16 protein-coding genes are annotated in these 12,809 nt (G+C 56.1%); 11 read left to right on the top strand and 5 right to left on the bottom strand.

Translation table 11 applies throughout. The features are described from left to right. Window positions 1-44: 44 nt before the first annotated feature. The 9 genes from LC334_RS21435 to LC334_RS21475 all read left to right on the top strand — a co-directional run bounded on the left by LC334_RS21435 (window position 45) and on the right by LC334_RS21475 (window position 6,710). Complete coding sequence (locus LC334_RS21435) at window positions 45-554, top strand: hypothetical protein (RefSeq protein ID WP_139836529.1); 510 nt, start codon at window positions 45-47, stop codon at window positions 552-554. A gap of 113 nt (window positions 555-667) precedes the next feature. Continuing rightward, window positions 668-937: a ribbon-helix-helix domain-containing protein gene (locus LC334_RS21440; RefSeq protein WP_085802284.1), complete on the top strand. Its 270-nt coding sequence runs from the start codon at window positions 668-670 to the stop codon at window positions 935-937. Beyond that, entirely contained in the window at window positions 927-1,301 is a 375-nt protein-coding gene (locus LC334_RS21445; protein WP_085802285.1) for a type II toxin-antitoxin system RelE/ParE family toxin, read from the top strand. Before LC334_RS21440 ends, LC334_RS21445 begins: the two co-directional genes overlap by 11 nt. Before the next feature lie 387 nt (window positions 1,302-1,688). Further along, the gene (locus tag LC334_RS21450) at window positions 1,689-2,462 is read left to right on the top strand and encodes a ParA family protein (RefSeq protein ID WP_085802287.1); all 774 of its coding nucleotides are present in this window, start codon (window positions 1,689-1,691) and stop codon (window positions 2,460-2,462) included. 1 nt (window position 2,463) lies between these two features. Next, window positions 2,464-3,405: a ParB/RepB/Spo0J family partition protein gene (locus tag LC334_RS21455; protein WP_223413116.1), complete on the top strand. Its 942-nt coding sequence runs from the start codon at window positions 2,464-2,466 to the stop codon at window positions 3,403-3,405. 335 nt (window positions 3,406-3,740) lie between these two features. Further along, on the top strand, window positions 3,741-4,289 hold the full coding sequence (mobC, locus tag LC334_RS21460) for a plasmid mobilization relaxosome protein MobC (protein WP_085802289.1): 549 nt from the start codon (window positions 3,741-3,743) through the stop codon (window positions 4,287-4,289). Further along, window positions 4,282-5,520 (top strand): relaxase/mobilization nuclease domain-containing protein, encoded by a 1,239-nt coding sequence (locus LC334_RS21465; RefSeq protein WP_085802290.1) that lies wholly within the window; start codon window positions 4,282-4,284, stop codon window positions 5,518-5,520. Before mobC ends, LC334_RS21465 begins: the two co-directional genes overlap by 8 nt. 50 nt (window positions 5,521-5,570) lie before the next feature. Beyond that, on the top strand, window positions 5,571-5,933 hold the full coding sequence (locus tag LC334_RS21470) for a hypothetical protein (RefSeq protein ID WP_085802291.1): 363 nt from the start codon (window positions 5,571-5,573) through the stop codon (window positions 5,931-5,933). 369 nt (window positions 5,934-6,302) lie between these two features. Beyond that, on the top strand, window positions 6,303-6,710 hold the full coding sequence (locus LC334_RS21475) for a surface-adhesin E family protein (protein WP_085802292.1): 408 nt from the start codon (window positions 6,303-6,305) through the stop codon (window positions 6,708-6,710). A 120-nt stretch (window positions 6,711-6,830) separates the two neighbouring features. On the opposite strand, the gene LC334_RS21480 is transcribed toward LC334_RS21475, so the two are convergent. The 4 genes from LC334_RS21480 to LC334_RS21495 form a co-directional block, all read right to left on the bottom strand. Beyond that, the gene (locus LC334_RS21480; RefSeq protein WP_085802293.1) at window positions 6,831-8,153 is read right to left on the bottom strand and encodes a PQQ-dependent sugar dehydrogenase; all 1,323 of its coding nucleotides are present in this window, start codon (window positions 8,151-8,153) and stop codon (window positions 6,831-6,833) included. Between the two features lie 18 nt (window positions 8,154-8,171). Continuing rightward, on the bottom strand, window positions 8,172-8,666 hold the full coding sequence (locus tag LC334_RS21485) for a hypothetical protein (RefSeq protein ID WP_139836530.1): 495 nt from the start codon (window positions 8,664-8,666) through the stop codon (window positions 8,172-8,174). Between the two features lie 331 nt (window positions 8,667-8,997). Further along, window positions 8,998-9,462, bottom strand: coding sequence for a hypothetical protein (locus tag LC334_RS21490; protein ID WP_085802295.1), 465 nt, complete (start codon window positions 9,460-9,462; stop codon window positions 8,998-9,000). 186 nt (window positions 9,463-9,648) lie between these two features. After that, window positions 9,649-10,227, bottom strand: coding sequence for a TetR/AcrR family transcriptional regulator (locus tag LC334_RS21495; RefSeq protein ID WP_223413117.1), 579 nt, complete (start codon window positions 10,225-10,227; stop codon window positions 9,649-9,651). A gap of 95 nt (window positions 10,228-10,322) precedes the next feature. On the opposite strand from LC334_RS21495, the gene LC334_RS21500 reads away from it, so the two are divergent. Both LC334_RS21500 and LC334_RS21505 read left to right on the top strand, forming a co-directional pair. Continuing rightward, window positions 10,323-11,429: an NmrA family NAD(P)-binding protein gene (locus tag LC334_RS21500; RefSeq protein WP_085802297.1), complete on the top strand. Its 1,107-nt coding sequence runs from the start codon at window positions 10,323-10,325 to the stop codon at window positions 11,427-11,429. 48 nt (window positions 11,430-11,477) lie between these two features. Then, window positions 11,478-11,966 (top strand): hypothetical protein, encoded by a 489-nt coding sequence (locus LC334_RS21505; RefSeq protein WP_085802298.1) that lies wholly within the window; start codon window positions 11,478-11,480, stop codon window positions 11,964-11,966. Window positions 11,967-12,188: 222 nt separating this feature from the next. On the opposite strand, the gene LC334_RS21510 is transcribed toward LC334_RS21505, so the two are convergent. Then, window positions 12,189-12,602, bottom strand: a complete 414-nt coding sequence (locus LC334_RS21510) for a SpoIIAA family protein (RefSeq protein WP_085802312.1) — start codon at window positions 12,600-12,602, stop codon at window positions 12,189-12,191. Between the last annotated feature and the right edge of the window lie 207 nt (window positions 12,603-12,809).

Consider the following 12,809-nt stretch of genomic DNA (forward strand, 5'->3'; position numbering starts at 1 on the left):
TTCCGGAAAACGAATTTGGTTTGAAAGGCGATACGATGGGTGAGATGAAACAAGCAGCCTTGCGGGTCTGGAAATCGGCGCAACTCTATATCGGGTTTCACCGGGACCGGCAGGGCAACATGCGATCCGAGGCCAAGGTCTGGCCGCCCAAGAATGGCAATGCCACCATTCATGCCAACCCCGAGGAACAGGAAGCCTTCCTCGTCGTGAAGGCAGCAGACAAGACCGAGCCCCGCGACGTGCAGATCAAGTTCCGGCCCGACAAGATCGTGTTGCGCCGCGACCCGGGCATCAGCTGGGAAGGGATCGTGGTCGAGGACGGTTTGATATCGGTTCAGGTGAATGGGGCCTGGGTGCGGATCAAATCCGATGGCTCCGTTGCCCATGAGCGCGACGGGGATATGACCTATGTCGAATCCGACGGGGCCATTCTGAAGAAGACCGAATTCGTCGAGGCGATGATGTCCGGCGACGGGGTCGAACTGTCACGCCGGACGCCGACCACGATCGCCGCGATCCGCGAGGATGGGGTTTTGGCGAAATCGCGGGAGTAAAGTCTCATGTTGTGCAGGTGATTTGACTGCGGAACTATTGCCGAAACAGGCAGTGAGCTTGCAATATACTACTGAGTAGCATATATTCTACCCAAAGAAGACGGAGGTCCGCCATGAGCGTCAAAGCATCCATTTCCCTGACGGAAACGCAGGACGCCTTTGCGCGCGATCTCGTGGGGCAGGGCCGGTATCCCAGCCTGAGTGCGGTGCTTCAGCAGGGGCTCGAGTTGCTGCGCGAACAGACCGAAGCGAAAGAGCTCGAAACGGAGGCATTGCGCGCGCTCATCCATGAACGTCGGGACGGGCCGTTTGTGGATATGAATGATAGCCGGGCAAGAACGCGCGCCATGCTGTCGCGCAAGAAATCCCAGCATGGCCTATAGGGTCGAGCGCTCCGAGGATTCGGATCGCGATCTGGAAACCATCTTTGATTTTCTCTTTGAGGCCGCGCTTGGCTTTGGCGAGGACGAGGCCACCGCCATTGAGCGCGCCTCAACACGTATTCTCGAGATCGAAGACGCGATGGAGGCCCTGGGCGACGTGCCGCATCAGGGCACGCTTCACCCGGTTATCACTGACGGGCTGCGCAGCGTCACCAAGGGCCGCGCCATTTTCTATTTCGACGTGGATGACAGCGAAGAGCTTGTCCGGGTTTTAGCCATCTTCTTCGGCGGGCAGGATCACCAGCGGCGCATGCTGCTGCGTCTTTTGTCGTCGTCTGATCGTTTTAGACAGCAAACCATCTAAAGCATCCATATCGAAGTCAGCGAAGAACTGCCGTTGATTTTCCAAACAGCGATCGGCCCGAGACCGGTCTTTGTTGTCCCTGCTGGTCGGGACAATGCCCCGACCAGCAGGGACTTGCGCTCCCGCTGGGGCGGCCAGAACCTGACCGCGCGCTGCACCTGATTGAGGCTGCTGACAGCCATCTCAAACCCCTAGGCGAATTTCGGTCAATGCATTGAATCGAAGCAATTTCCCGTTGCAGCGCAGCGGTGAATGCGGCACTCAGAATACAACCTGAGAGCGTGGTTCGCGAAGCCTTCGCCTCTGAGTAGAACATTCAACAAACAGGGAATTCGAGCAAGTGTCGAACAGGTATGAATCGTGCCCGCATTACGGAACAAGTGGGCAATGAAGAACATCATCATTGCCAACAACAAGGGCGGGGTGGGCAAGACCACGATTGCCAGCCAGATTGTCTATGCGCTGGCAGACAAAGGTCATTCAGTGATCGGCGTCGATCTCGACAGCCAGCGGAACTTCACTGGATCGTTTGAAACCGGCAAGGACCTGGGTAGCGCCATTGATCTGGTGACCAATGGCACTGCCATCGAGGCCGATTTGAGCGCCGGGGAGATCGGTATTCTCTCCGGCCACAAAGACCTGCTGGCGCAGAATAGCGATGACGTTCTGGTCAATGTGCGCAACGCGCTTATGCATAGTCGCGGTGCCGATTTCTGCGTGATTGACGCGCCGCCCAGCTTCTCCGAAGTGGTTTATGGCGCTTTGCTGGGTTCGGATTATCTGCTGGTGCCGATCGAGCTGAAGCGGTTTTCGCTCGATGGCATCGAAGGCGTGCTGGAAGCCTTCATCGCGGCCCAGGAGCACAATCCTGGACTGGAGCTTTTGGGGCTGCTGCCCTCACGGTTCGACGCGGTGAAGCAGGTGGAGCGCGACGCGCTCGTCACCGTCGCAGAGGCGTTTGAACGCCTGCTCGTGCCCCATGCGATCCGCAACCGCACGGCCTATGTGCAGGCCCAGGACGCGGGGGTGTCCCTAGCCGATATCAAGACCCGCAGCGGCCGGGAGGCGGCTGCGGAGTTCGGCGCTTTCTTTGACTGGTTCTATGCAAAAATCACAGGAGAGACATGCCATGGCGCGCAGCCTTACAGACACGCTGGATAGATTGGCGGCCTCGGGCAAACTGGACAAGTTTTCCAAAGGCGAACAAGCGACCGAGGGCGGCGCCCAACAGATTGTTATCTCGGAGATCGAACCCGACCCGGATCAGCCGCGACGGGTGTTCGACAAGGACAAGCTCAGATCGCTGAGCGAAAGCATCGCGGTCCAGGGCGTGCTGCAACCGATCACAGTGCGGCCGAAGAATGCCGATGGCAAGCATCTGATCATCATGGGGGAACGCCGCTGGCGGGCAGCACAACTTGCCAGGCTGACGCACATTCCGGCGATCGTGCGGGAGGCGACGGTTGAGCTGCGCGCCATTCAGCTCACTGAAAACGTACAGCGCGCCGATCTGACGACGATGGAGATTGCGCAGGCCGTCGGGCAGATGCGTGCGGTCGGAAAGAAACGCCAAGAGATCGCCAAGGCCCTGGGGTGGAGCGAGTCTGCGGTTTCCAGATACGCCGGTATCGCGAAAATGCCTGATGAATTGCAGGCGCTGGCACGCGCGAATGCGCCTGTTCTCGCATTGTCTGATCTCGGCTCGCTGTGGAAGAAGGACGAAGGTGCCGTGCGCGCGTTTCTCGCTGGTACACCGGTAGAGGATATTACGCGCGTCACGGTCGCGGCCCTGCGAGCTGAGATCGACGCGCGGCAGGACGCGCATTCAAACGACAACACTGATCAGCCGGAACAGATCGTCGCCAGGCCGACCATGTTATCGTCGCCTTCCGATGAGACTGCCCCCGATCAACAGTCAGAAATGACTCGTTCCCAACCCGGCCCGGTCGCCATTCTTTGCAGACATGGCGTTGCTATCGGCAGAATTCTGACCGACCGCAAACCCAGCACAAACAAGGCCCTTCTGGTGAGCTTCGACGATGGCGCGCGGCTGGAAGAAATTCCCCTGTCCGAAATCGAGCTGGTCGACGTCATCGACGCGTGAGGTGAAGTTGTGCTCCGCCAGCGCTCCCGCTCCGGAAACCACGCCCGCAAAGCAGACGTCAAAACAGGATCAGTTATCCAGGTTGGGTGTTTTCGACCTTGGGAGAAAACATCCAACCCCTGCGCCCCCGGAGCGAAGACATCAAATATCGGAGCGAAGGGGGTGTGGGTAACTGATCCTGTTTTGACCTCTCAGAAGAAGAAAGTCCCGAAGACAAGAGCGCCTCTCAGGCAAAATGATTGAACCGAAGAAATGTGCTCCCGGAGCACAAAACCGATGAAGGAAGAGACTAATGCAGGATAGGCGAAGCGCCAGCAAATGGGACCATTGATTGAATGACACAAAAGAAGAAACTTGTGAAAGCCTACATTCCCCCTGAGCTTGCAGACCGCTTGAACGCGGCTGCCGAGCGGGAAGGCCTTTCAGCTTCTTCTTTCGTGCGATTGATGATCGAAGCCGTGGTCGGCCTAGAGGAAGATAAGAGTCCGCGTCCAACCAAAGCCCGACGCGAAGGCAAGGTGACGGTCCGGCTTGGTCAGGAAGTCCGGCAGGCGCTGGAGCGCGAGGCCAAGTCCCAGCATGTTCCAGTCTCGACCTGGGCGTCCCGGCTTCTGACGGCACGCGTCAGATCCGCACCACAGCCGGTGACGGGCGAGCGCAAGGTCATCCAGGCGGCGTTTCGTCAGTTGCGGGGCATGGCAACCAATCTCAACCAGATGGCAACGGTCATGAACCGGGGCGTGTTCACCGGCGACAGCTACGCGCCGACGAAGGACGAGATGCAGGCCATGCGTCTGGAGGTCCAGGCATTGAGAACAGAGCTGGCGAAATATGCCAGTGGGCGGTTCACGTTCCAGACCGGAGAGGGCGCAGGCAGTGAGTGATTTCAATACCACGCTCGGGTTCGAGGACTGCTGGTCCAATCCCAGAAGCGGTCGGTCGGTTCGATCGCCAGCATCGGGGAATTTTTCGACGGGCAGGACAGGCCGGGACGAGCAGGAAGATGCTAGTCCCCGCAAGAAATCCGCAGGCTTCTCTTCGTCGAATGGGGCAGGGCGGTCGGAGGCCCAGGTCGCATCGATCAGCGCCGCGGATAAGGCGCGGCTGTCCCGTGTCGTGCGCGGGGCGCCGGAGGTCATGGTAAAAGTGTCCAAACCGGCCAAGATGGACAAGCATGGCAACCCGATCCGGGTCAATCGCCAGACCGAAGGCACGCGCGTCGCCGCGCATTTCGACTACATCAGCCGCAATGGCAGGCTCGAGCTGGAGACCAGTCTTGGCGATGTGCTGACCGGCAAGGCCGCTACGGCCGCGCTTTATGCCGAATGGATGCAGAACCATGACGAGGATCGGGCCAATGGTCTGGCGTCAGACCGCACCCGGATCACCACCAGCATCGTGTTTTCGATGCCGGGAAACACCAATGCCAGCGCCGTGAAAGACGCCGTCCGCGCCCTGGCACAGCAGGAGTTTGGCGGGCGTCACGACTATGTCATGGCGCTGCATACCGATACGAAACATCCGCATGTGCATCTGACCGTGCGCACCGTTGGAAATGACGGCGTGAAGCTCAACCTGCGTAAGGCCGATCTGCAGCATCTGCGCGATACCTTTGCAGCCAAACTGCGCCAATGCGGTATCGAGGCGGAATCCACGCCGCGCTCCGCACGGGGAGTAACGCGTAGAGGAGAGCGGACGCCGGTCTACAAAATCCGCCAGCGTGGCGAGGCGGTCGCCGTCGACAAGGCAAAACAACGCGAAGTGCAAAGGGACGTAGCGGATCACGGCGGTCTGCTTCCGGATCGCCCGTGGGATACTGCAATTGTCGCGCGCCGAAATCGCGTGATGACTACTTATTCAGCGGCTGCCGCGATCCTAGCACAATCACCCAATCCTGATGATCGCGCGCTGGCGCGCGCCACTGAGCAGTTCGCCGCGGGTCTGACCGACGTTACGACCGAACGGACGACCCTGGCGCGCGAGCTCGCCGTTGAACAATCCGCGACGCGCAACAAGCCAGGACCGGCGCGGCTCGGCGATCGTGCCTCGAAACGAGAACAGGGTGCGGCGAAAGGGGCCCCAGACCGGGACGACGGGCCAGGCAGAGAGCGGTAAATTGCGCTGGCGCAGATCGCATTACGACAACCGATAAATGGAGATGAAGAATGTGCCGTCTGATTTTGGTGATTGTTATGCTCGCCGCCTCGAATTCAGCGGCGCAGGAGGCCTGTATCGAACCCGTTCGCCCGGATGCAGGCTACCTGGCGGATGCGGGGTACGGGGCGGGTGAAATTCGATCGGCCTATCGGAGCTACTTCTCGGACGTCGAAAACTACCTGAACTGCTACAACCAGGCTACAGCGCGGATACGGCAGGAGGCGACAGTGGCCGCGCGGGACTACGACCGTGTTCTTGACAGGTATCCCGTTGAGGCGGGGCAGGGGATTGAACCTGAGCAAGCCCATCGCATCGAGATGAGTGACAGCGGGACATTGTTTCTGAATCATCAGGCAGAGTGGCTGAAATGATCTTGTGTTCGTCGTGGCATTGCCGCCATTCGCGATAGCGTGGATAAATTCACACAAGGCGGACCGACCTGCCATTCGGCCTTGCGAAATGAAGGTCCACTTTCCTGATCATTGCGAGCCTTTTGACTTCGGCCATCGATTGAAAATCGTCCTCAAAAAAAACTTGTTCATCTTGAGCGAATTGCTCCATTTACGAAAAATATACTCGGCCTGCTATTTAGGCATTGAAAGATAACGGTTCCCGCATCTTCAAGCTGAACACTTCGACATCAGTGGTAACCGATGTGTCGGACAGATGTAGATTAGTGTCGCTGGCAAGCCAAGAATTTTTGCTGGCCAGACCGAAAAAATTGTCGAAGACTGTTCCTTATGAACAGAAACAGGTCAGCGGCATTATTTATTTTTTCTGCGGCATCGATCGTTACAACGAGCGCCGCTGCAACCACCAGTGCCGGAGAAGGCGAATGGGTCATGTACGCCCAGGAAGCGAATGGTGACGTCCATTTTTATGATCCGTCACGCGTGGAAAGGATCGATACAGTACGTCACGTTTGGAATGGCGTCCGGTACAAAACCTCCGTCATGGGTGCGTCCAGTTTCTTAAGCCTGTTGGAAATCGACTGTACCGAGCGGACAGAGCAAACATTGCAGAGCACTTTTTTCACAGACAAATATTGGGAAAAAGCTGCCATGAAGACGGATATGTCCGAAAAGCCAAAGAAGCAGATCGCGGTTGGTTCGACGACAGAACGCCTGATCGAGATTGTTTGCGATTGATAGAGAGTTCGAGCGCTTAGAACTTTGCACCAAGATCTTTAAATGTCCGAAGAAAAAATGCCCGCGCTACCGAGGTAATACGGGCACTTCGTTCGAGAGACTTTCCTCAGGCTTTGAGATTTACTTCATGCTTTCCGCTGTGACCTGGTAAATCTCACCGGCATCCGTAGCAACGTAAAGCGCGTTATCCGGCCCCATGACCAAGCCACGGAATCGCTTCGAGAACCCAAGAGGCATTCGCGTGATTCCATTGATGCCCAAACCATCGGGGGTGATGCTGATCATATCGATCCGGGAACCCTCTGGCGTGTCACCAAAAGCGATACCCATGATGCCGACTGCCATACGTCCCTCGTAGATGCCCCAATTGCTGCCTTTCAGGAAAGCGGCGGATCCGGTGCCTTGCGAGAAACCATTATTGTTCCAGGTTGCGGGCATCAAATCGTCAAAGCGAGTGTCGCTCATTGGGGTGTAGGCTGCACGCACCGCCGGGTCCATGCCGTCCATCTGATTTGGTTCGTATCCACAGTACTGATCCGGGCATTCGCCTCGACCCGCTGTTTTTTCCGCGGGGTCCCAGCCGGCATTGCCACCGTTTACAAGCGCGGTGATCTCATCGTTGTGCCACGGGCCATGTTCAGCCGTAAAAGCTTTGCCGTCGCTTGGGCGAAAATCGATGCCTTGGACATTTCTATGTCCGTAGGTGTAGATGCGATTGTCAAAGCCCTCGGGCGGATTGTTGTCCGGGTGCGCCTCCCCGTTCATATCGATCCGCAGAACTTTACCGCACAACAGCTCTCCATCCTGAGGACAGATTCCACGGTGGCGGTCACCTCCAGCGACCCATAGGTAGCCTCCCGGCCCAATGCGGATGCGACCGCCGTTATGTGCGCCAGGGCCCCCAAAAGGCTGATTTGAATCGAATGGCTTATACTGAATGTCCGTCACGATATCGGTCCGGTCAGAGACGCTCATGAGGTCGTCACTGACCTTAAACCGCATGACAATGTTGCCGTCGCATTTTTCAAAATTGGTTTTGCAGCCATCGCCATGATATTTGTTCGATGTCGAATAAACGAAAAGGATCCGGTTCTCTGCGAAGTGTCGATCTGCGACCACGCCAAGCATACCGGCTTGACCCTCGCAGAACAGGTCGCTGCCGCTGTCGGCGTAGCCCGTAGTGTCCTCCATTCCGTACAATGCACGCACGGTTCCATCGGCCGTTCTTACCGAGAGACCTTTGCATTTTTCGGTGAAAAACATTGTCCCGTCTGGCAAGAACGCCATATCCCAGGGACTCTCGAGTCCTCCTAGAACAACGGACGAAGTTATCTTGGGTACATCCATGCCTTGGTGACCATCAGCCTGAGCGGCAAACGGCAGTCCAAGACTCAAGGCACCGGCCATGATTACTGCAAAGACTCCACTCTTTGTTTTCTTCATTTTTTCCTCCCTATTTCGTTATCGAACTTTGTCTTTTTCTTTCGTCAAATCCGCAGTCAAGTTACCAATTTCCTCATCAGTCAATGGCTTCGCCATCAAATCATCAGAGGTGAATTCGGATCTTGTTAAATGCCGTCTCTTCAGGCTTTTGACTTTTCCGTCGTAAATGAAACGTCGTTGCCAGAAATCTTTGGATACCTGGCGGCACCTTATCCGGCTTGCCGTCGCAATTAACGCAAGTCGTATATCTGATTTCACCGAACGCCTTGTCAGCACCGCACCCATGCGTGGAAAAATCAACAGCAAAAAGAACCAGCACACTGGGAAATCTACAGGTCTCGCCCTACTCGAGTCGCTGGAGTTAACACTACAAGAACCATCGCGTACTTTCCATTTTTGCGAATATAGACTTTGGTCGTAAGGAAATTTCTTGCAGGAGCGCTCGCATTCGACTGAAGGGAACAGATTGGCGTCAAAGTTCTCGATCCCTAACCTACTTTTTTCAATACTCATTCAGAGATTTCTTCCATCATCCAATCGGTCAATCGGAGTTTTCTCACCGGCACAATTGCACGAAAGACTTTCACCAGTGCGAGGTCAGACGGTTCGCGCAGATTGTCGGTTTAGTTGCAGACCCGGCCTCACCGGAACTTCCCTCTTTTTGATGTAAAGCTCCCCCAAACCCGCACACTCTCGTTTTAAGTGAGGGAGCCTTGGGGTCGATGCGATTAATGCGGTGAGTTCACATCGCCTCCTGCCATTCGTTCGTCTCGCACCATAATGCAGAATGGGCTCAAAGCGGACAAAACTGCAATATAACAAAGTCAAAACTCAAACCAAAAAATCATTTGGCATTCGTTTCGGACAAATTCAGCAGGTATCGAGTGAACTCTTCATCTTCACCCTCAAGCAAGTCGGGTAAAGATTGCCGGAAGTCCGCCCGACGACACCATTCGTTCATGTCATCGTCCCAAGACGACCAGCGCCGTCTGGCATCACCTTCCATATCGTCTGTATGCAGAATGATAAACGCTTTCTCAAACAAAGAGACCAACATCCGGAAAATTACTTCCGTCCGTTCACGCTGCTCATCCGAAACAGGTTCTGGCAAACTTGAGCGGCTCAAGAGCAGGAGGTCGGAATTGTCCATAACCAGTCTTAGGAAATTGTCGTATTCCTCAGAAAGGTTTCGGTGAAGCTCGCTCATTTCATTTTTTCGGCGCAGCCGTTCTTCCCGCCAGATCACAAATACTGCGGCTGGAAAACCCAATATCGTTACAATGTAGCTCAATGCTTCGAGCCAAAACACCTTGTGAGTTCCTCGTTTTCATAATCACTCGAAACAAGACTAACACGTCGAGTCGATAGGTAAACAATAGCATTTTTGGCGAAAGATTTTCGGCGTCTTTTTCGGGCTCCTACCGATAAATTGAGCGCTGCAGAAAGGTCTTTCTGGTGAACCGTTGCATTCGCGGCCCATTGCCTTCGCTGCATCCTAGAGTTTGTCCATCGGCCAATGATCCTGCAGCAATTCGAGACCGGTGCGCCCGGCTGCCAGAGCAAGATCTGAATCCTCGACAGTTTCCGCCAAACGGGCAAGGGTAACGGCGCCTAACAGTAAGGCCATCGACGCCAATCCTTGTTCCATGCCGGTTTCTGATCCTTTTTGCAGGAGAGCCGCCATACGGGCGGACGCCGCCGCACCGGCCTGTTGAGGCGCTCCTCCAGTTCGGGCGAGCTCGGTCCCCATCGCCGCAAGCGGGCAACCCTGACCTCCGTCCTTGGCATGTGCCTGGGAAAGGTACTTCTTGATATAGTTTTCACGTTCCCGATCGCGCCCTCTCGGTGATGTCTCCTTTTCCAGGTCTGAGACAACGTCGTCGACCGCGTGACGAAACGCGGCCGCAACCAGATCCTCCTTCGAATCGAAATGCCGGTAGAACCCGCCATGGGTCATACCGGCGGTTTTCATCACATCGGCGACGCTGGTAGACCCGATCCCGTTTTGCCTGAACAACTGCGCCGCGGCATCCAGTATCCTGTTGTGACTGCGTTGTTTTTCTGCGTCGGACATTCTTGGCATGGCTAAATTTCCAAAAGGGTTGACAGTTAAGATTATAACTATCATCTTATTTATAGATTACAAGCATCATCTAATGGAGGTTAACAGTGCCACTCAAACCCAAGATCCTGGTCACCAGCGCAAGCGGGAAGACAGGGCTGCAAACCGCCCTTCAACTCAGAGCCAAGAGGATTCCGGTCCGTGCCTTTGTGCGGCGGAAGGATCGCCGCACTGACGCGCTGGAACGCGCGGGCGCCGAGATTTTCATGGGCGATCAATACTCGCTGACCGATATGCGCAAGGCCATGCAGGGTGTGCAGCGCGCCTATCAATGCGCGCCGACCGCCCCCAATGGGCTGCATTTCAATGCCGTTTTTACCGCCGCCGCTTATGAGGCCCAGCTGGAGCACGTCGTAACGCTCAGCCAGTGGCTTTCAAGCGTCGATCACCCGTCGCTGTTCACCCGGGAGGTCTATCTGAGCGACATCCTGATCGGAATGCGCTCTGAGATGTCTGTGACCACGGTGAATGTGGGCTGGTTCGCCGAGAACTATCTCATGGTTCTGGACATGGCAGCCCATCTGGGCCTTTTCACGATGCCGTTGGGCCAGGGTGATGTGAAAAAGAACGCCGCGCCGTCGAACGAAGACATCGCGAGCGTTGTCGTTGCCGCGCTGATTGACCCGGCCCTGCATGCCGGGAAAACCTACCGCCCTACCGGTCCTTACCTGATCTCGCCCAACGAAATTGCAGAGGCGATGGGCCGCGCCCTTGGGAGAACCGTGCGTTACATGAACATCTCCGAACGCATGATGGTCAAGGCGCTGAAGGCCATCCCCCCTGCGAACTACTCGGAAGCTGCAGTAACCCAGCTCGCGATCTACGCGGAGGAGTATCGGCGGGGAACATTCGCCGTGAACGCCCCGACCGAGGATGTGCTCCGTGTCGGTGGGCGTGAACCGGAAGTTTTCGAAAATATTGTGCGTCGACGGGTGGAAGCGGATCCAAATCTGAAGGGCAGCTTCGTCAAAAGCATGGGGGCGACGGTCGGATTTCTGAAGATACTCGCAACCCGGCACTTCGATCTCGACCGCGCTCAGGCGCAACGCGATTATGTGCGGCTGTCGTCTCCGTCCTACAGCCAGGACGATGCGGCGTGGAGGAGCGGCCACCAACCTTACGTGTCGCAGGATACACCGGCGCGGGTTGCATGAGATTGCAATTCAGGGCGAGCCCGCCAAATCCAGGAAAGGATAATCCCAATGACCCCAACTGCCATCTTTCTTCTTCAGTTTGCGATGAGCCTTCTCGTCTTCGCGCTGATCGCCACCTGGTACGTCGCACCTTGGTTGGCAAGACTGTCAGCGCAGGCCGCATTGTCGGTACTTCTCTTGCCCCATGCATTTCGATACATCGGCATGAGCTTCATGGTGCCAAATCTGAACAGCGGCGGTCTGCCTGAAACGTTTGCCACTAGCGCAAGCTACGGTGATCTCCTTGCGGCGCTTCTGGCGATCGGTGCGCTGTTAGCGTTGCGCTGGCGTTCAGTGATTGCGCTGCCCCTAATCTGGGTTTTCAACATCGTAGGATCGATCGATCTAGTTAACGCCCTTCGTCAAGCCGAGGCGATCGACTATTTCGGGCCAACATGGTTTATCCCGACCTTCCTTGTGCCCATGCTTCTGGTGACGCATGTGATGATCTTCACTCGACTGATGAGCCGGAGCAGGATCCAGGCGGCTTCCGCATGATTAGTTTCGCAAGTGTCTCGTCTGGACGGCTCAATGGGCCGTCCAGCTGGTTTCGTTCTAAGTGATGTCTGCCTGCATTAGGCGGGTTTCACTTTAAAGTCGGCCCAATCCCGACATCCAGCCGCCACCTCCAATGCTGAGGCGCGGCCTGTCATCGCGGCCATTCGCTGAATCTGCGAAATCGTGTGACGGGTGAACTCACACAACGCGCGGAGTTCCGTTTTAGACAGGGAAGTTCTCCTCTTCCTCTTCGCTGCTTTTTTCCTCTACACGGCCATCGAGCCAAGCTTCGGCAGCCTTGGTATCGGCAAGTGCGAAGCTCTTTATTGCGAGTGACGGAATTACGGCGCCCTCGATCTCTGCCGCGGTTCGGATCCATGCAGTATCCGAGAGCACCGCGCATTTGTCGAACTTGCTGGTTAAGCTGAACAGCTTTGGCATCCGATAAAACTCAACGGCCATCGCACCCAACGTCGGCATCTCGAAGTCGGAGATTTTGTAGAGCATCTTCCCGTGGGTGATGCCTTCGGATTTCTCAATAAGGTGATCGAGAGCTGACCGCATTGCTTCTGCATCGAGGGCACCAGAAAGCTCGATATCTACACGGTTGGCCGATGGTTTCGAAACGTTCAGCATTTTCAGAATCCTTCTCTCTATGCTGGAAAGCATGCGTGATTTGGAACCCGGTGTTATTGATGCAAGTCAACAGCCGAGCGGCATATAGCGACGCAGACCTGCAATGCGCTGCAAAAGACTCTGCAGACACGACGGCCCTTTGCCGACATTCGAGCGTTCAAAGATTCCGACCCTCCAAGCGCCCTGAAGCGGTCGTTTATGCGCCGC

The organism is Roseovarius aestuarii, assembly GCF_019966515.1.
GTDB lineage: Bacteria > Pseudomonadota > Alphaproteobacteria > Rhodobacterales > Rhodobacteraceae > Roseovarius > Roseovarius aestuarii.

Excerpts from the sequence above, each read along its gene's own strand:
- LC334_RS21435 (WP_139836529.1), top strand. The coding sequence starts at position 45 with ATGAAACAAGCAGCCTTGCGGGTCTGGAAATCGGCGCAACTCTATATC.
- LC334_RS21440 (WP_085802284.1), top strand. The coding sequence starts at position 668 with ATGAGCGTCAAAGCATCCATTTCCCTGACGGAAACGCAGGACGCCTTT.
- LC334_RS21445 (WP_085802285.1), top strand. The coding sequence starts at position 927 with ATGGCCTATAGGGTCGAGCGCTCCGAGGATTCGGATCGCGATCTGGAA.
- LC334_RS21450 (WP_085802287.1), top strand. The coding sequence starts at position 1,689 with ATGAAGAACATCATCATTGCCAACAACAAGGGCGGGGTGGGCAAGACC.
- mobC (WP_085802289.1), top strand. The coding sequence starts at position 3,741 with ATGACACAAAAGAAGAAACTTGTGAAAGCCTACATTCCCCCTGAGCTT.
- LC334_RS21470 (WP_085802291.1), top strand. The coding sequence starts at position 5,571 with ATGTGCCGTCTGATTTTGGTGATTGTTATGCTCGCCGCCTCGAATTCA.
- LC334_RS21475 (WP_085802292.1), top strand. The coding sequence starts at position 6,303 with ATGAACAGAAACAGGTCAGCGGCATTATTTATTTTTTCTGCGGCATCG.
- LC334_RS21480 (WP_085802293.1), bottom strand. The coding sequence starts at position 8,153 with ATGAAGAAAACAAAGAGTGGAGTCTTTGCAGTAATCATGGCCGGTGCC.
- LC334_RS21485 (WP_139836530.1), bottom strand. The coding sequence starts at position 8,666 with ATGAGTATTGAAAAAAGTAGGTTAGGGATCGAGAACTTTGACGCCAAT.
- LC334_RS21495 (WP_223413117.1), bottom strand. The coding sequence starts at position 10,227 with ATGTCCGACGCAGAAAAACAACGCAGTCACAACAGGATACTGGATGCC.
- LC334_RS21505 (WP_085802298.1), top strand. The coding sequence starts at position 11,478 with ATGACCCCAACTGCCATCTTTCTTCTTCAGTTTGCGATGAGCCTTCTC.
- LC334_RS21510 (WP_085802312.1), bottom strand. The coding sequence starts at position 12,602 with ATGCTGAACGTTTCGAAACCATCGGCCAACCGTGTAGATATCGAGCTT.